A 17,355-nucleotide genomic window follows, 5' to 3' on the forward strand; every position below is an offset into this window, starting at 1 on the left:
AACGGCTGCAATGCGTCACCCAGGCTGCTGCACGACTTCCATCGCCGAACTACATGCCCCTCGGCCAGAAATTTGTCAATCAGAATACATATATATTTTTACTTTGACAAATTTTTTTCATCGGCCTATTCATCAACACTGGTTTTTTTCATCGTCTGATTAGTTGCCGAACCAGGTTTGGGTGCCATGACCGTGCGAGAGATGATCAAGCGAGAAAACGCCAATCTGACTGTCAGCGAACGCAAGATCGGCGATGCGGTGCTGGCCGACTATCCTTTCGGCGCTCTTCAGACCATTCAAGAACTAGCTGAGCGCACCGGCGTCAGCGCACCGTCGATCACACGGTTCGTTAGCAAAATTGGCTTTGCCGGATATCAGGAGTTTCAGCGCCATTTAATAGCAGAATTGAAGGAGAGCCGAAGCTCCCCTCTCGAACTGAAAGCTACCGAGAAGCCCAGCAAGGGCGGTGCATTCTTGGCGGACTACGCAAGGCGTGCGTCAGATCGGATGCACGAGATGAGCCAAAGCGTACCTCAGGAACAATTTGATCGGATCTTGACGCTCATCTCCGATCCGGCACGAGCGATCTTCGTTCTCGGGGGGCGTATCAGTGACAATATCGCGACTTTCTTGTCGATTCACCTCAAGCAAATTCGACCGAAAGTTCACCATCTGCCATCGAACCCGGAACATTGGCCCGATTTGCTGCTATCGATCCGCAAACAGGATGTTCTCATCCTATTCGACTTCCGCCGCTACCAGCGCGACCTGGAATCTCTTGCCGATATCGTCGCAAAAGAGTGCCGCCCCTCGATCGTGCTAATCACGGACAAATGGATGTCGCCCATCGCACGTCATAGCGATCACGTGGTTGCCTTGCCGATCGAAATTCAAACAGCGTGGGACACGCTCGTCTGCGCGATCGCCTTTGTCGAGGCGTTGATCGTCAAAGTATCGGAATCAGACTGGCCTACGACAAAAGCGCGGCTCGAGGCCTGGGACACACTTCGCTTGGTTTCACCGGCCCAACCTTCAGGAGATAAAGATGATCGCTGAGGAAATGGTTATTGCCTGTTGCACTGATCTTGCTGGCAAGGTTCGGGGCAAGGCATTTCCAGCCAGCCAGTTCGAGAAGCGCACCAAGCGCGGGATTGGCTGGACGCCAACGAATGTCCAGATCACCTGTTTCGACGCTATTGCCGAAAGCCCGTTCGGCTCACTCGGCGATCTCGTGCTTATTCCCGACAGAACTGCGAGGGTGCGGGTAGAACTTGGTGAGAATGTGCCGGTGGAACATTTCGCGCTGGGCGATATTCGGCACACCGATGGTCGGCCATGGGAATTCTGTACCCGTTCAATACTCAAGGGTGCTCTTGATCGACTCAATAGGGTTGCAGGACTGCAGTTGGTTGGCGCATTCGAGCACGAGTTCCAGTTTCGAAACGCAACAGCTACTCTCGGAGGCGCCTACACCGTTGATGGGTTTCGCGCTGAGCGGGGCATGGCGGAGACTCTTGTGGCAGCTATGCGAGCAGCTGGTTTGGAGCCCGATACCTTCATGAAGGAATTTGGCGCTGGGCAGTACGAAGTCACCATGGGACCTTCGCGAGGAATTGCCATAGCCGATCAGTCGACGATCATACGTGAGTTGATTCGTTCAGTCGCGCATGCATTCGACAAAGAGGTTACGTTCACGCCCATTCGTAATCCGTCCGGCGTTGGCAATGGCGCGCACATCCATCTTAGTTTTTTGAAGGACGACAAACCGGCGACCTGGGATCCAACGGGCAAACACGAGCTTTCCAGAGCGGCCGGTCAATTCATCGCTGGTATCCTCAAGTATCTCGACGCAGTCGTTGCGATCACCGCGCCAAGCGTTGTTTCCTATCTTCGATTGACGCCGCACCGCTGGAGCGCGGCCTTCAACAATCTCGGTTTCCGTGATCGCGAAGCTTCCGTGCGTATCTGTCCTGTATCCGAGTTGAGCGATGTTTCCAAAGCCGCTCAATTCAACTTTGAATTTCGCGCCGGGGATGCTACTGCGAGCCCGCATTTGCAACTCGGCGCGATCGTACACGCTGGCGTTCAAGGCATAGAAGAAGAACTTGCTACACCGGAGGCCACGACCGAGGACCTGTCTCTTCTCAGTCCGTCGGCTCTGACAGAGCGTGGCTATGTCCGCCTGCCGAAAACGCTGGCCGAAGCTATTGATCGGTTGTTGGCCAACCAGACGGTAACCGGATGGTTTCCCGGGGGGTTCGTCGATACCTACGCAAAGCACAAGAAGGGCGAGATGTCCTTCCTTGAGGGAAAATCTCAACAGGAAGTGTGCAGCTTGTATGAGCAGGTCTATTAGACGAGACAAGCTAAGATCGGAAGTGGTAAGCACCGTGGAACAATAACACGGATCCGTGGCCAAGTGTGACTGTAAGGATACGCATCTACCCGTTCTCCAATCCTAGGGATCAACATCATCTGCAAGGCGGGAATTTCGGCTAACCATCTCGCTGCCGACCGTGCGTCGCGACACACAAGAAGCCTCTCTCTTTCCAACGACTGCGGCCGTCGCGGTTGATCATCACGTGAGAAGATATGGAAAGCGGGTCAGCAATGGCCTCGCCGCACGCGATGCAAGTCCCTGATCTGACCGTTGGTCAGGATCAAGCTAGCGCCCCGGCCGTTTCCCGATCGCCGCGCCGAATACCGGATTTGGCTCCAGCGGCGAACGATCGATTCGGTGCGCATAGGCGAATAATCGTCGCCGCGGACCCGTGCAGGGTCATCCTGCCGCGTATCGTCTTGCCGAAGCGCTGGTAACAATCCCTCTGGATCTTGCGCGCTTCCTCCGGCGTCACCTCGAGCCAGTTGCAGACGAACTCGGAAATCCGTGCATTCACCTGCTGCCACAGGTTTACCTGGCGCGGATAAAGGTGGCGTCGATGAAAACCCGTTTCGAATTCAACGAAGGTGCAAGAAATTCTCATTGCAAATCTGGCTGTAGGCCGCAGCCGCGAATCCTACGCCTCTACAGCCTCGCCAAGATACGAGACTGCCGCCTCCAGCCCGCCCTTCCCGTGCGGAATCCTCAGCGCGTTGAGCGCGACCTCGATCACGCCCAGCGTGCCCAGCAGCATCGGCGCGTTGATGTGGCCCATATGGGCGATCCGGAAGGCCTGGCCCTGCAGATCGCCGATGCCGGTGCCGAGCACCACGCCGCATTTTTCCTTGCAGTAGCGTTCCAGCGCGAGCGGATTGTGGCCGTTGCCCATGGTAACGGTGGTCACCGTATCGGACCGCTCGCCCGGTTCGGCGATGTTGAAACCGAGCACCAGGCCTTCCGACCAAGAGGCGACGGCGCGCCGCGCGGCTTCGGCGAGCAAGCGATGGCGCTTGAAGACGTTCTCGAGGCCTTCCTCGTGGATCAGGTCGATCGCCTGCCGCAGCGCGAACAGGAGATGCACAGGCGCGGTGCCGGCATATTTGCGATAATGCTCGCTGCCTTCGCGTTCGCTCCAGCTCCAATAGGGTGTAGCCATGTTGGCTTTCTTGTGCGCCTCCAGCGCACGGTCGTTGGCGGCCACGAAGCCGAGTCCCGGCGGCGTCATCATGCCCTTCTGCGAGCCTGACATCGCAACGTCGATGCCCCATTTGTCCATCTCGAAAGGCATGCAGCCAAGCGAGGCGACCGTGTCAACCATGTAGAGTGCGGGATGGCGGGCGGCCTTGATCGCCTTCCCGATCGCCTCGATGTCGTTCCAGACTCCCGACGCGGTATCGACCTGCACCACGACGATGGCCTTGATAGTGTGCTCCTTGTCGCGCTGAAGCCGCTCCTCGACCTGGTCGGGCCGTACGGCGCGGCGCCAGTCGCCCTTCAACACCTCGACATCGGCGCCCATCAGGCTCGCCGCATGGCCCCAGCCCACGGCGAAACGACCGCTTTCGAGCACCAGGATCTTGTCGCCGCGCGAGAGCACGTTGCTGAGCACCGCTTCCCAGGCGCCGTGGCCGTTGGAGATATAGGTGTAGGTCTTGCCTTTGGTCGCGAACAGCTTGGCGAGATCGTGCAACAGCCCCTCGGTCAGATCGGTCATCTGCCTGGAATAGATGTCGAGCGCAGGACGATGCATCGCCCGCAGCACCTCATCGGGCATCGTGGTGGGCCCGGGGGTGGCCAGAAATTCCCGGCCCGCGCGAATGGTCATAGGTCTGTCCTTGTTGATAGAAACGATCCGAAAGAATCGCCGTTCACACTTTTACGCCTTGGCCGTCTTTAAATCTCTTTGTGCGTTGCCCGACGGCGTATGCTCCATCTTTCGTCATCCTAAAACAGAGCTTGTCTCTACCAGCGGGTTGGCATTTTTGCTGAATGGCGGATGAAAGGCGCCTTAACCGCGATTGTCGTCAGTGACGGTCTCCGAGGAGCTCGCTCCTTCAACTCTACGTAGCCCATCTAGGAGCGGCCCCCGTACGGATTCCATTGACAAAATAATCGATTTTTAGATCCTCATTAGGAGCATGATTGGCCTCGTCAGCGTTCGCATAAGGTACAACGAACGCGTGGGTGCCAAGCATCTTTGTGAACACGTAATCGGGGAGACTTCCTCCCAAGGAGGGGTAAATTAGCGGCGCCACACCTTGTCCGATCTGAACGGCGCGCTGAACTATTTGCGAGAATGGGGAATTGAGTGGCGTTTTCGACGGTAACATCGCTTCCTGCCGAATGAACTCGACCTCCGGCGCGTGTCGTTTGACGTGGGCTTCTATCTTCGCAAGCACGTCCTCCGGGGTTTGTCCCTCCACCAGACGAGCATCGCACTTCACGCTGGCTTCCCGTGGCAGCACCGACATGGATCCTTGCCCGCCATAACCTCCGTGCAAACCGTTTATAGTCAACGTTGGATGGAACATAAGCCTGTCGAACACCGGTCGGTCGGTGGGTGCGTCCAGTTTGCTGAGACCTAGCGTTCGCTTGACGATGCTCTCGTCAAGTGGCAAGCGGGCGGCGGCCGCACGCTCTAGCTCAGTGGGCGGCACGATATTGTCGTGAAAGCCATCGATCGTAATCTCTCCAGATGGACCCTTCATCGTTGCAAGTAAGTGAACAAGCGTCCAAATGGGGTTGAACCACCCGCCGATGCCTCCGGAATGAAGATCCCGATTCGCTGAACGAGCGCGTAATTCGAAGGCCGCAATTCCCCGTACGCCGTAGGCGACCACAGGACGACCCGATTCGTGAACTGGGCCATCAGCCGTTACAACCGAATCTGGCTTCAGGATATCGCGATTTTCCCGAACGAACTCCTCAATGTGAGGACTTCCGATTTCCTCCTCGCCCTCGAGGAGAAACGATACGTTGCATGGCAAGCCGCCATGAACAGCCAGAAACGATTCTATCGCTAGTAGCTGCGCAAAATGCTGCCCCTTGTTATCTTCCACACCTCGAGCATAGATGCGGCCGTCCCGCACCGTGGGCTCAAACGGTGGACTGATCCATTCTTCTATCGGATCCGGAGGTTGGACGTCATAGTGGCCATACAAGAGAACCGTTGGTGCTCCAGGTGCACGCTCCCAACGTCCTACGACCATCGGGTGGCCGGACGTGTTAATGGTGCGCGCTTCGAAACCGAGTTGACTGAGCATGCCCACGAGTAATTCGGCAACTTCCCGAATGCCGACATTATGCGCGCTGATACTGGGATGTCGTAGGTATTCGATCAAGCGACTGACAAAGGCCTCTTTATTTTGGTCAATATACTCGAAGACCTTCAAAAGTTCAGCGCTAGCGACTGTCAGGTCTGTTTTTCTATTCATTCGCAACTTCCCGGGTTTCGTTGCTGCTCGAATTGTGCAGTCGCAAATGCCGGTTCATCAGGTCGGTACGCATATGCAGCTCACGAGTTCCGAGACTTTACTCCTTAGCGGACTCCTTTCTCAGCTCGTCCATTACCTGTTTTGTTGCCCGGTACGCGAGATCAACAATCTCGTCGATCTCACTTTCTGAAACGACTAGCGGCGGCGCAAAGCCAAGAATGTCCCCATGGGGCATAGCTCGAGCGATCAATCCACGATCGCGCGCCGCCTTCGAAATCCGCGCGCCAACTTTAAGATCTACATCAAACCGGCGCTTCGTCTGCCGATCAGCAACAAATTCGACCGCGCCAAGTAGACCGACGCCTCGAACCTCGCCAACGATCTCCAACTGAGAGAACTTCTCCTTAAGGCGCTCTTGGAAATGTGCCCCGATGACTTTAGCGCGATTGCTTAGCTGTTCCTTCTCAACGATGTCCAGGACCACATTTGCGGCAGCTGCGGCGATCGGGTGGCCAGAATACGTGTATCCGTGGGAGAACGCTCCGACTCGATCGGCGGCTTCCTCCATGACGGCGTAAACCTTCTTGCCCACGATGGCGGCCGAGAGAGGCATATAGCCTGAGGTCAAGCCTTTAGCGACGGTTACCAGATCAGGTTCAATGCCGTACAGCGTGCTTCCAAACTCTGCACCGGTCCGACCGAACCCACAAATAACTTCATCGGCGATTAGGAGAACGTCGTACCGCCGGAGCACATCCTGAATGTCGCGCCAGTAGCCTGCAGGAGGCGGCGTAATGCCGCCCGTGCCGAGGACCGGCTCAGCGATGAATGCGCCGATGGTTTCTGGTCCTTCGCGTACAATCAACTCTTCGAGTTCAGCGGCGCGCCTACGCGAAAACTCTTCCTCAGTTTCGCCCGGCTCCGCTCCCCAATAGTGGTGAGGAGTACCAGTATGCAGAATGCCCGGAAAAGGAAGATCCATGTGGTCGTGGTAGAAGGACATCCCCGTCATGGATCCAGAGACCACCGAGCAGCCGTGATACCCGCGTTCGCGAGAGATGATCTTTTTCTTCTTCGGCTGGCCGCGAAGATTATTGTAGTACCAGACCAGCTTCGCCTGCGTCTCGTTCGCATCCGAGCCGGAAAGGCCGTAGAACACCTTGCTAGCCTTACCAGGTGCCATCCGAACCAGACGGTCCGATAGCGTTGCGAGTTCCTCAGTCGTATGAGCCGCATAGGTGTGGTAATAAGCTAATTGATAGGCCTGCCTGGCGATTGCCTCAGCAACTTCAGTGCGCCCATAGCCGATATTTACGCAGTAAAGGCCGGCAAACGCGTCAATGTAGCTGCGCCCTTCTGCGTCTTTGATGGAAATACCTTTTCCTCCTGTGACGATCGTGGGATCGCCCATCTTCCCGCTCGCAAAATCCTTGAGCTGAGTGAAAGGGTGCAGAACGCTTGAGCGGTCGCGCTCAGCGATGGTTTTGATTTCAATCATTCCGGTTCTCCTTAGGCCGCCAAATCGCCAAAGCAGACGTATTTGAGCTCCATGTATTCTGCTAAGCCGTGCCGTGAGCCCTCTCGACCAAGACCGGACTGCTTCCATCCGCCAAACGGAATAGGAGGGCCTGTAAATGACGCAGTGTTAACCCCGACCATGCCGCACTCAATTTGTTCAGAAAGACGAAGCGCCCGGCGCAGATCGTCTGTATAGACGTATCCTGCCAGTCCTAATTCGTTAGCGTTGGCGCGAGCCACGACTTCTTCCTCAGAATCGAATGGCAGTACCGCGGCGACGGGCCCAAATGTCTCTTCACGCGCAATCAGCATTTCTTCGGTAACATCGCTTAGCAAGGTTGGAGGAACGAAATTCGGCCCTAAGCTCGAGCCCTTCTCCGCGCAAAATACGCGCGCGCCTTTCTTTGCAGCATCATCGATGTGAGACCTGCATTTGTTGGCCACCGACAACTTTGTCATGGGCCCGATGTCCGTTCCGACTTCCAAACCATGGCCGATCTTTAGCTTCGAGATCACTGAAGCAAATGCCTCGACAAAGTCTCGATATATGCGCCTTTGGACGTAGATGCGGTTTGCAGCCAAACAATCCTGCCCGGACGTTGCAAATTTTGCGTCCAAGGCTCCCTTGAGAGCCCTATTTAGATCGACGTCGTCAAAGACAATAAAAGGCGCATGCCCCCCAAGCTCGAGCGATACTTTCTTGACCGTCTTTGCCGCTCCTTCCAGAAGTAAACGACCAACCTCGGTAGAACCGGTGAACGACAGAGCGCGCACCCTGCTATCGCTCAACAAACGCTTCGATAGTTCAATCGAATCGCCGGCAAGCACCTGGAAAACACCCCCCGGAACGCCGGCGGCTTCCGCCAATCTTGCCACGGCGAGAGCCGACAACGGCGTCTCCGGCGCAGGCTTCACGATCATTGGGCAACCCGCCGCAAGCGCAGCACCTGCCTTTCGCGTGATCATGGCGACCGGAAAATTCCAAGGGGTGATCGCAGCTGCAATACCGATCGGCTGCATTCTCACCTGCAGCAGACTTCCTTCCTTGTGGCTAGGAATCGTTTCGCCATAGGCACGCTCACCCTCTGCGGCAAACCAGTCCAGGAATCCTGCGCCGTACGTAACTTCAGAGCGTGCCTCGGCGAGCGGCTTGCCTTGCTCGCTAGTCATCAGAATGGCGAGCTCTTCCGAATGGTCACGCATCAATGATGCCCACAATCGAAGAATTTCTCCCCGCCTGACAGGCAACAAATTTCGCCATACACCGACCGCCCGCGCAGCTGCCGCGATCGCCAGATCTGTCTCCGCGGCAGAGCAACGGGCAACATTGGCAATCTCTTCCCCGGTCGCAGGATCGATCACCGCATCCCTTTGTCCACTCTCGATCCACTTGCCATCGACAAATGCGGCCCCGGACAAGAAATCAGAGCGCTTGAGGCTCTGAAGCCTCTGGCTAGAAAGACCGCCCCATCGCGGATTTTTTTTCTTAAAACTTTGAAGGGTCATTTTGAAGGATCCCCATGGGGTCAGCTCGTTGAAATTGTGTGAGCAATCAGGATACTGCTCTTGCAAAGAGATTCGCTGCCCATTTTCTCAATGTCAGGGCAGTTTCCTGCGCGGATTGGCGGTTCGCGATGGAATGCAGCTTGAAGCTCGAGAGGCCTACTATGCGGTACGATCGGGTTTCGCAGTGCCAGCTGAGCTGACGAGACGATTGACGGTCGTGTGAAGCGTCTGCCTGTCCAGCGCCGATGCATCTGTTGCTGGGCATAGGCCGGCTTGTAGCCGACCTGGACGCCGATTGCGGTTCTACTCCCGGGAGATCGTTGATGGCGAGCGATCCAGAGCTGCCGCGATTTGCCGGACCGAGACGCCATTGACCGAAATGCGGACAATCTCGCATCGATCGTCCAGCGCAGCTGCTTGTAAGTCCGCCACACCTCCTCAAGGAAGTGTCGCACTTCGGTTATGGACTCAGGCGGATGCAGGACGATCGAGCGACTCCGCTTGGCAATGGTCTTGATGCCGATCATCTTGTGTCTGTTCAGCCGCCAGTACGCCAATGCTGCGGCACCGCAACGAGCTACATACGCAACCTCCTCCCCGATCGCGGAGTCGATCACAGCATCTCCTCGTCCATCGGCCCGCCAATGGCCCTTCCCAAGCTCCGCCCCTGCAAGGAAGTCGCGCCGGCGCGGATTTTGCAGATACCGAGTGAAGAGTTAAAACGTCATCTGCGGGTCTCGTGTTGAACTCTGCCATACAATCAGGATACTGATAGTGCACAGAGATTTGCGTCGCATTTCCCCGCGGCTCGGAGGATTTCCTGCGGCACTTACGCATCTTGCGACGGAATGCACCTGAAGGCTGGAGCACATCATGCAATACGACCGGATCGACGCCCGCATCCTTGAGATCGTACAGAAGAACAACCGTCTGACATCGGAGGTTATCGGCGAAATGGCCGGGCTTTCCGCGACGGCATGTCAACGGAGGCTAAAGAGACTGCGCTCCGATGGGATCATCGAAGCCGATGTATCGATTGTTTCTGCGAAAGCAGTTGGAAGGCCTATTCAGATGCTCGTGCTGGTGAGCCTCGAGCGAGAACGCTCAGACATCATCGACAAGTTCAAGAAGGCTATCAAATCGTCAGCTGAAGTCGTCAATGGATTCTATGTTACGGGCGATGCTGATTTCGTCCTGTACATTACAGCCCGAACCATGGAGGACTACGAGCAATTCACGCGGCGTTTCTTTTATGAGAATTCGGACATCAAGGGGTTCAAAACCATGGTCATCATGGATCGCGTGAAGGCTGGTTTCGCCATTCCGATCGAGTCTCCTGAAGATTGAGGAACCGTTGTTCCTTCTGTTCTATTTTGCGAAGAGTTTCCTCGCTCATTCCCGGACAACGCCCGAAACCGCGACCCAGATGCTCTAGTCTCTGGAAAATCATCAAGAGACTGAGCCGTGCGATTTGCATCTAATCAGTCCCGTGGCTCATCCACTCGGACGAGAGCACAAGAACCTGCCGGAGGTTCATCCGCGGTTCGGCCTTGAAACTGGCTCACTTTCGTCCAGCGGACTGTGAAAGCAAGCGCCGGCCTCCGGAACGTATCACGACCAAAAACAATTTCGCCCTCGAGATCGCGGCAAACTAAAAATGCCGCAGCTGAAAGATCTCTGCGCGCTCGGAGCGCTCCAAATCCTGGATATACCGGGGCTACGTCGCAGAAGTCAGCTAGCCGGCGGGATAGCTCGATCACGCCTGCCTTTGGCAGACCAGAAACAGCCTCTATCGCGACAACCGGGCCAGGTAAGGTTGCGGCGCGCTCTCTAGCGCCGGGCGGTATGTAAAGCGTTTGTGTTTGGGCAAGCCAACTCAGACGCCCCACTAAGCATCTACTAGCGACTGGAATTTTGCACCGTCGACCACCAAGTCAATCTAATCGTCGGAGGTGATGCAGCAGCCGAGATGACATATTCGTTGAAAAGCCGGACGATAGAGAGCGATGGCATTACCGCCCCACTCCGATATCTCACCTTCCGGCGCATCTGGTTAGCCAGCGTGCTTGCCAATCTCGGCGCTCTGATTCGAAGCGTCGGTGCGGCTGGGCGATGACGCAAATGACATCGGCGGCTGACAAGATCGCTCTGATTCAGAGCTGCTCTGATGTTGCCCGTCATGTTGATCTCGATACCAGCGGGCGCGATGGCCGATATGCACGATCGGCGCATCGTGGCGCTCGTCTCGGTCCGCATCGCGCTCGCCGGCGCAACGGCGCTGACGGCACTAGCTTGGCTCGGCTTAGTGACACCGAACTTGTTGCTGGTCTTGTGTTTCGTTGTAGGCACCGGCATGGCGCTGATGGATCCAGCGTGGCAGTCTTCGGTCAGTGAGCAAGTGCCACCGGAAACGCTTCCGGCGGCGGTTGCACTAAACAGCATCAGCTACAACATTGCCAGAAGCGTGGGCCCTGCGATCGGTGGAATCGTAGTCGCAGCCGCGGGCGCGGTGGCTTCGTTCGCGCTCAACGCGCTCCTTTATCTTCCGCTGATCCTCGCTCTCTTTCTATGGCAGCGTATCTCTGAACCGAGTCGTCTCCCGCCTGAGAGCCCAAGCCGCGCCATTGTTTCAGGAGTACGCTATATCATCAATTCTCCGTCCATCAAGATCGTGCTGGTCCGCTCCATAGTGACGGGCGTGATCGTCGGCGGAATCATCGCGCTTATGCCCCTTGTAGCTCGCGATCTGCTACACGGGGGCGCACAGACATATGGCACCATGCTCAGTGCCTTTGGTATGGCGCGGTTGTCGGAGCACTCAATATTGCCAGGGTGCGCAAGCACATGAGCGGCGAGGCGGCAATCCGTGCGCGCGCGCTGTCAATGGCTGGGGCGATTACCGCAGTAGGGCTGAGCAGCGAGCCAATATTTGACGGCCGTCGCACTGTTTCTTGCGGTTGCCGTGTGGATGATTGCGTGGGCACTGTTTAATATCGGGGTGCAGTTATCGGCACCTCGATGGGTGGCAGGCCGTTCCCTTGCGGCCTACCAGGCGGCGGGATCAGGCGGGATTGCCGTAGGCAGTTGGGCCCGGGGCTATCTGGCGGATGTGACCGGTGTGCAAACAGCCCTCCTGATCTCGGCTGGGTTAATGATGGCGTCACCGCTCTTGGGGCTCTGGCTGCGCATGCCTCGCATCAGCGCTCGCGAGCAAGATGCCGAGATGCTGGCCGATCCAGAAGTTCGGCTTGCACGGAGTGGGCCTCTTGTAGTTGAGATTGAATATCGCGTAGCGCAGGAGAATGCGCTGGCCTTTCACAAGGTGATGCAGGACGTCCAGCTATAGCGCCAGCGCACCAGCGCCTATGGCTGGTCCATAGCGCGCGACATCGCAGCCGGCACTATGGACTGAACGCTATCAATGTCCGACGTGGTTGGACTATCTGCGCCAGCGCAACCGCTCCACGCAATCAGAGCGTACCTTAGATCGACGGGCGTCGGCTTTCCATATCGGTCCGGAGCCCATACGGGTCCGCCGTATGCTTGAGCGGCCGTTTGGGTCTGTGCGTCGGAAGGAGGATGAGCCGGATCGCGCTGCGAAGGAAGTCGTGCACGGTCAGGGGTATATCGGAGCCGAAGAGCTCGCCGAAGCGGGGCGCCGGACGGGCAAGTTTGAACAAACGCAAGAGTGACTCTTGCAGGAATGGCAAGCGCAGTGAGGCATCGCAAACCGACTGCGGGCGACGTACAATTCAAATCACCACGATATGCCCAGCCAGCAAAAACAAGTCGCGCGAGCTGGTCGTTCGATTCTCGAAGGAGTTGTCGCTGCCAACGAGGCGCCGTGACGGAGAATGGTCTCAGGAAACTCCACGCAAGGAGACGGACTCGACGGGCAAAAATGCGAGCGAAATTTCAGCTTTAGGAATTCCCCTCGTGGCGACGAAAAAAGGGGCCCCCTAAGGGAGTGGCCCCTCAAGTCTGGGAGGAAACGCCCCCTAGGAGCCTCGTTGATCAGGCAGCTGCCTGTTCGATCGGTGAATATGGCAGGCCGAGGCTTTCGGCTACGGCCTTATAAGTGAGCCGGCCTCGATAGACATTCAGGCCAGCTCGAAGATGCGGGTTCTCAAGCACGGCTGAGAATCCTTTATTAGCCAATGCCAGGCCGAAAGGCAGCGTCGCGTTATTCAGCGCTTGGCTTGAGGTAAGCGATACTGCTCCCGGCATATTGGCGACACAATAGTGAATTACGCTGTCTACCTCGTAGGTTGGATCAGCATGTGTCGTCGCACGAGATGTTTCAAAGCATCCACCTTGATCGATAGCAACGTCAACGATGACCGAGCCCTTGCGCATCGAACTCAACATGCTGCGGCTGACTAGCTTCGGCGCGCTTGCGCCTGGAACCAGTACGGCCCCGATTACGACGTCCGCAGCAAACACCTCGTCCTCGACCGCGTCTATCGTCGAGAGCCTGGTGCGAACCCTTCCTTCGAATAGCTCGTCCAACTCGCGAAGACGAGGAATCGAACGGTCAAGGATAGTGACCTCAGCCCCCAACCCGACCGCCATTCTAGCTGCGTGCGTACCAACCACGCCACCCCCGATGACGACAATGCGAGCAGCTTGTACACCGGGCACACCGCCGATCAACAGGCCACGACCGCCCGCATACCGTTTAAGAGCCGCACCAGCTGCCTCGATCGAAAGCCGGCCTGCGACCTCACTCATCGGCGCAAGGAGGGGTAGGCCGCCATGTGCATCAGTCACCGTTTCGTAGGCGATCGCAGTACATCCTGATTTTATGAGACCCTTGGCCTGCTCGGGGTCCGGCGCCAGGTGCAGATAAGTGAAGAGGATCTGATTTTCCCGCAGCTGGGCCCACTCGGGCGGCTGGGGTTCTTTGACCTTTACGATCATCTCGCTAGACGCAAATACTTCGCGAGCGGAGGGCAAAATCGTCGCGCCCGCCTTGCGGTAATTCTCGTCTGTCGCACCAATACCGGCGCCGGCATCGGTCTCGACCAGCACACTGTGGCCGGCGGCAACATACTCGCGGACGGCTCCAGGCGTCAGACCCACGCGATATTCATGCGTCTTGATTTCCTTGGGAACACCGACCTTCATGAGCAATCTCCTTCGTGAACGGCTCTTTCTACTAGGAAGAGCTGTACGAACGTGCAGTCCGGAAAGCCAAATCACGCAGTAATCCGGCGATCTTTCGTACTTGCGCGCAGAATTTCGAACTGACCGATCAGACGGAGATCATACGTGAGCGCTAAGAACGCGGGCCCATACGCCTGCAGCATAGCTCCCAGCCGCTCGGCCCGATGCGGTCGAACTTCCTCTTTGTTTTGCCCCATTCGCAGCGATGCTCGATCCTGCATCGAGTGGGAGCGTCGCTGACCAGGGAGGCCCGCGGGTTCAAAAGTGGTGGATCGGGTTTTTCAGAAATTTGCTGAGCGGCTGACCGAAAGCACACATCCAGACACAGCTCAGGAGAGCATGGCCGATGTCACAGCTGCGCTGAACCTATCCTGCTTCGCGTATCTTGCTCTTCCGGCAAAACGAGGCAGTGCCCCAAACTTAATCTCGAGCTACCCATCCTCTTGGACGGCTCTCTATCTGCAGCGCGGGTACGACTCCGTCGACCCGGTGGTACGTCGAGCGATCGACCATTCTCAACCCTTTCAATGGGGGCATGGATTCGAACTGCGAAATCAACCGGACTCCGAGCGCGCCCTATTCGAAGAAGCGGCTAAATTTGGGATTCGTTGTGGAATCACATTTCCCATTCACGATTGCAAGGGCGCGATCGCTACTTTGAGCTTTGCGACTGACGAGCCTCGAAAAAGTTTCGAGCGCGCCCTGGTCGCGCACGCCAACAGCCTCCGATTCATCGCAGGATTCTTGCATGCTCACGCAAGGCGATTTTGGATGATTGACCGCTTGGTCGGTGGGATACTGCTGTCGCCTCGAGAATACGAATGACTCGAATGGTCGGCGCGCGGCAAGTCAGCCGGGGAAATCGGGATTTTTCTGAGTATTGCTGAAAGAACCGCGGGATTGCCGATTCCGAGGTCATCGCGCGCACTGTACCGAGTTGATGGCGCGCGGCGTTCCGAAATGATCGCGCGCAGCGTTCCGAGCATTCTCCGCGCAGCATTCCGACTTGATCGCGCGCAGATTCGGATGGTGTGAGGCCTGATCGTTGGCCATGTCTCCGGCTGGAAACAGCTTGGAGAATTGGATGCCGACGAGGAGGGTTATCATGCGCCAGGTGCGCGAGATTGTGAGGTTGAGCCTAGAGGCTGGGCTCTCGACGCGCGTGGTTGGCGCGCGTGTCGGCGTCGGGCCGACGACGGTACGCGACACCCTGAAGCGGTTTGTGCGCGCGGGTCTGGCATGGCCCGTCCCGGAAGCGATAAGCGACGCCGAGCTGGAGCAACGGCTGTACGGGGTACCGGGCGTGAAGCCGGGTCGCCGTAAGGTGGCCGAGCCTGACTGGTCCGTTATTGCCCGCGAGCTCAAGCGCAAGCACGTGACCTTGCAGGTGCTGTGGGACGAGTACATTGCAGAGCATCCGGACGGGTACCGGTATAGCCGGTTCTGTGACTTGTTCCGCAACTGGGAAGGCCGGCTGCCGCTGGTGATGCGCCAGCACCACGGCGGGGGCGAGAAGTTGTTTGTCGACTATGCCGGCGACACGGTGCCGGTGGTTGACCGTAAAACTGGCGAGGTGCGTGAGGCGCACATCTTCGTCGCGGTCATGGGCGCATCCAGCTTGTCGTTCGCGCTGGCGACGTGGACCGAGCAGCTCGGCGACTGGATCGCGGGACATAACGCGGCCTTCAGCTTTTTTGGCGGCGCCACACAACTCCTGGTGCCCGACAACGCCAAGGTGGCGGTGATCAAGGCCTGCCTCTATGACCCCATGGTCAACCGCAGTTACAGCGATATGGCGCAGCATTACGGCACGGCGATTGTGCCGGCACGGCCGCGTCGTCCGAGGGATAAGGCGAAGGTCGAGGCCTGCGTCGGAATCGTCGAGCGCTGGCTGCTGGGGCGGCTGCGCAACCGAACTTTTTACAGCCTGGCCGAGCTCAACGGTGCGATCGCCGAGTGGCTGGCCAAGCTAAATGACGGACGGGTGCTGCGTCAGTATGGCCGCACACGGCGCCAGCTGTTCGAGGAAATTGATGTGCCGAATCTTAAGCCGCTTCCTGGCGACCCGTGGCTCCATGCCGAATGGCGCCGATGCCGGGTCGGGCTCGACTATCACGTTGAGATTGAACGGCACTACTACTCAGTGCCCTACCGCTTCGCCCGTCGGGAGGTCGAAGCGCGGATCTGCGCGCGAACGGTCGAAGTCTTCCTGGGCGGCGAGCGCATCGCCGCACACATGCGCGGCAGCGGCAACGGGCGGCACACGACGATCAGCGCCCACATGCCTTCCAGCCACCGGCGCTATGGCGAGTGGACGCCGGCAAAGATCCGCAGCGAGGCAACGCGGATCGGCCCGATGCTGCGCCAGCTGGTCGACCGAATCATCGAGGATCGGCCGCATCCCGAACAGGGCTATCGTTCGTGCCTGGGTATCATCCGGCTTGAGAAGCGCTTTGGCGCCGAGCGTCTCGAGGCGGCTGCGCTGCGCGCGCTCGAGATCCAGGCGCGCAACTACCCAAGCATCAAATCGATCCTCGAGAAGGGGCTCGATCGCGTTGCAACGCCCGCGTCCTCCGAGCGCGAGCCGATCATACACACCAACATCAGAGGCTCGGACTATTACCACTAGAAGGGAAGAAAATGCTGACACACCCCACACTCGACCTGCTTACCCGGCTCGGCCTTACCGGCATGGCCGCAGCGTTCACGAGCCTCGCCGACAACGAGGAGGTCCAGGGTCTCGCTCATGCCGAATGGCTGGCGTTGCTGCTGGACCATGAAGCGACTTGGCGTAACAACCGGCGCCTGACGCTTCGTCTTCGCAAGGCAAGGCTGCGTCATCATGCCGTGCCCGAGGATATCGACTACCGCGCCCCCCGTGGGCTCGACCGCCGCTTGTTCGACATGCTGCTCAAGGGAGACTGGATCAAGAACCATGAGAATTGCGCCATCGTCGGGCCAACCGGCGTCGGGAAAAGCTGGCTTGGCTGTGCGCTCGGCCACAAGGCCTGCCGGGACAACCACTCTGTGCTTTACACCCGGCTGCCGCGGTTGATCGAAGAACTGGACCTTGCCCGGGGTGATGGTCGACTCGCTTCGCGGATGAAGAGCATCTCCGCCGTCGACCTCCTGATTTTGGACTTATGTGCAGCGCGCAGTGATGTGGAGCGATATAGATCTCCCCGCTATTAACAGCCGCTTCGACCGTCCCTACTCAACATAACTGACGACGGTAGCGTGGTTCTCTCTCGTTCATCCGAAGGAGGCAACCATGCTCGAACACTTATTCCGGAAGGTTCACGCGGGTTACACGGCATCGCCCAATGGCACTTTGTTGGAAGATTTCGCTAC

The 17,355-nt window shown here is 57.7% G+C and carries 12 protein-coding genes and 3 pseudogenes; 8 read left to right on the top strand and 7 right to left on the bottom strand.

The features are described 5' to 3' along the window. Nucleotides 1-186 precede the first annotated feature (186 nt). The gene (locus ACVWW6_RS00400) at nucleotides 187-1,056 is read left to right on the top strand and encodes a MurR/RpiR family transcriptional regulator (RefSeq protein ID WP_456679863.1); all 870 of its coding nucleotides are present in this window, start codon (nucleotides 187-189) and stop codon (nucleotides 1,054-1,056) included. Beyond that, nucleotides 1,046-2,356 (top strand): glutamine synthetase, encoded by a 1,311-nt coding sequence (locus tag ACVWW6_RS00405; RefSeq protein WP_456679864.1) that lies wholly within the window; start codon nucleotides 1,046-1,048, stop codon nucleotides 2,354-2,356. Before ACVWW6_RS00400 ends, ACVWW6_RS00405 begins: the two co-directional genes overlap by 11 nt. A gap of 284 nt (nucleotides 2,357-2,640) precedes the next feature. Here the strand turns inward: ACVWW6_RS00405 and ACVWW6_RS00410 are convergent. The 6 genes and pseudogenes from ACVWW6_RS00410 to ACVWW6_RS00435 all read right to left on the bottom strand — a co-directional run. Beyond that, nucleotides 2,641-2,984, bottom strand: a pseudogene (locus tag ACVWW6_RS00410) (hypothetical protein); the annotation flags it as partial. A 33-nt stretch (nucleotides 2,985-3,017) separates the two neighbouring features. Then, a complete protein-coding gene (locus ACVWW6_RS00415; RefSeq protein WP_456679865.1) occupies nucleotides 3,018-4,205 on the bottom strand; it encodes a pyridoxal-phosphate-dependent aminotransferase family protein in 1,188 nt (395 codons plus the stop codon). 235 nt (nucleotides 4,206-4,440) lie between these two features. After that, the gene (locus tag ACVWW6_RS00420) at nucleotides 4,441-5,814 is read right to left on the bottom strand and encodes a M20/M25/M40 family metallo-hydrolase (RefSeq protein ID WP_456679866.1); all 1,374 of its coding nucleotides are present in this window, start codon (nucleotides 5,812-5,814) and stop codon (nucleotides 4,441-4,443) included. A 97-nt stretch (nucleotides 5,815-5,911) separates the two neighbouring features. Then, nucleotides 5,912-7,312: an aminotransferase gene (locus ACVWW6_RS00425; protein WP_456679867.1), complete on the bottom strand. Its 1,401-nt coding sequence runs from the start codon at nucleotides 7,310-7,312 to the stop codon at nucleotides 5,912-5,914. An 11-nt stretch (nucleotides 7,313-7,323) separates the two neighbouring features. Further along, nucleotides 7,324-8,838, bottom strand: coding sequence for an NAD-dependent succinate-semialdehyde dehydrogenase (locus ACVWW6_RS00430; RefSeq protein ID WP_456679868.1), 1,515 nt, complete (start codon nucleotides 8,836-8,838; stop codon nucleotides 7,324-7,326). A gap of 303 nt (nucleotides 8,839-9,141) precedes the next feature. Next, the gene (locus ACVWW6_RS00435) at nucleotides 9,142-9,270 is read right to left on the bottom strand and encodes a helix-turn-helix domain-containing protein (protein ID WP_456679869.1); all 129 of its coding nucleotides are present in this window, start codon (nucleotides 9,268-9,270) and stop codon (nucleotides 9,142-9,144) included. A 441-nt stretch (nucleotides 9,271-9,711) separates the two neighbouring features. Here ACVWW6_RS00435 and ACVWW6_RS00440 point away from each other — a divergent pair, with 441 nt between their 5' ends. The 3 genes and pseudogenes from ACVWW6_RS00440 to ACVWW6_RS00450 all read left to right on the top strand — a co-directional run bounded on the left by ACVWW6_RS00440 (nucleotide 9,712) and on the right by ACVWW6_RS00450 (nucleotide 12,530). Next, entirely contained in the window at nucleotides 9,712-10,185 is a 474-nt protein-coding gene (locus tag ACVWW6_RS00440) for an Lrp/AsnC family transcriptional regulator (RefSeq protein WP_456679870.1), read from the top strand. Between the two features lie 868 nt (nucleotides 10,186-11,053). Continuing rightward, nucleotides 11,054-12,184, top strand: a pseudogene (locus ACVWW6_RS00445) (MFS transporter). Nucleotides 12,185-12,272: 88 nt separating this feature from the next. Continuing rightward, on the top strand, nucleotides 12,273-12,530 hold the full coding sequence (locus ACVWW6_RS00450; protein ID WP_456679871.1) for a hypothetical protein: 258 nt from the start codon (nucleotides 12,273-12,275) through the stop codon (nucleotides 12,528-12,530). A 322-nt stretch (nucleotides 12,531-12,852) separates the two neighbouring features. Here the strand turns inward: ACVWW6_RS00450 and ald are convergent, their stop codons facing one another. Beyond that, nucleotides 12,853-13,965: an alanine dehydrogenase gene (ald, locus tag ACVWW6_RS00455; protein WP_456679872.1), complete on the bottom strand. Its 1,113-nt coding sequence runs from the start codon at nucleotides 13,963-13,965 to the stop codon at nucleotides 12,853-12,855. 306 nt (nucleotides 13,966-14,271) lie between these two features. Between ald and ACVWW6_RS00460 the strand changes: the two genes are divergently transcribed. The 3 genes and pseudogenes from ACVWW6_RS00460 to ACVWW6_RS00470 all read left to right on the top strand — a co-directional run. Next, complete coding sequence (locus ACVWW6_RS00460) at nucleotides 14,272-14,829, top strand: autoinducer binding domain-containing protein (protein ID WP_456683102.1); 558 nt, start codon at nucleotides 14,272-14,274, stop codon at nucleotides 14,827-14,829. Nucleotides 14,830-15,109: 280 nt separating this feature from the next. Continuing rightward, the gene (istA, locus tag ACVWW6_RS00465) at nucleotides 15,110-16,633 is read left to right on the top strand and encodes an IS21 family transposase (protein ID WP_456679873.1); all 1,524 of its coding nucleotides are present in this window, start codon (nucleotides 15,110-15,112) and stop codon (nucleotides 16,631-16,633) included. 11 nt (nucleotides 16,634-16,644) lie between these two features. Continuing rightward, nucleotides 16,645-17,145: pseudogene (locus ACVWW6_RS00470) on the top strand (ATP-binding protein); the annotation flags it as partial. Between the last annotated feature and the right edge of the window lie 210 nt (nucleotides 17,146-17,355).

This window comes from Bradyrhizobium sp. USDA 3311, from assembly GCF_054062495.1.

Coding starts and splice junctions, on each gene's coding strand:
- ACVWW6_RS00420 (WP_456679866.1), bottom strand. CDS start 5,814: ATGAATAGAAAAACAGACCTGACAGTCGCTAGCGCTGAACTTTTGAAG.
- ACVWW6_RS00415 (WP_456679865.1), bottom strand. CDS start 4,205: ATGACCATTCGCGCGGGCCGGGAATTTCTGGCCACCCCCGGGCCCACC.
- ACVWW6_RS00430 (WP_456679868.1), bottom strand. CDS start 8,838: ATGACCCTTCAAAGTTTTAAGAAAAAAAATCCGCGATGGGGCGGTCTT.
- ACVWW6_RS00400 (WP_456679863.1), top strand. CDS start 187: ATGACCGTGCGAGAGATGATCAAGCGAGAAAACGCCAATCTGACTGTC.
- ald (WP_456679872.1), bottom strand. CDS start 13,965: ATGAAGGTCGGTGTTCCCAAGGAAATCAAGACGCATGAATATCGCGTG.
- ACVWW6_RS00425 (WP_456679867.1), bottom strand. CDS start 7,312: ATGATTGAAATCAAAACCATCGCTGAGCGCGACCGCTCAAGCGTTCTG.
- ACVWW6_RS00440 (WP_456679870.1), top strand. CDS start 9,712: ATGCAATACGACCGGATCGACGCCCGCATCCTTGAGATCGTACAGAAG.
- istA (WP_456679873.1), top strand. CDS start 15,110: ATGCGCCAGGTGCGCGAGATTGTGAGGTTGAGCCTAGAGGCTGGGCTC.
- ACVWW6_RS00405 (WP_456679864.1), top strand. CDS start 1,046: ATGATCGCTGAGGAAATGGTTATTGCCTGTTGCACTGATCTTGCTGGC.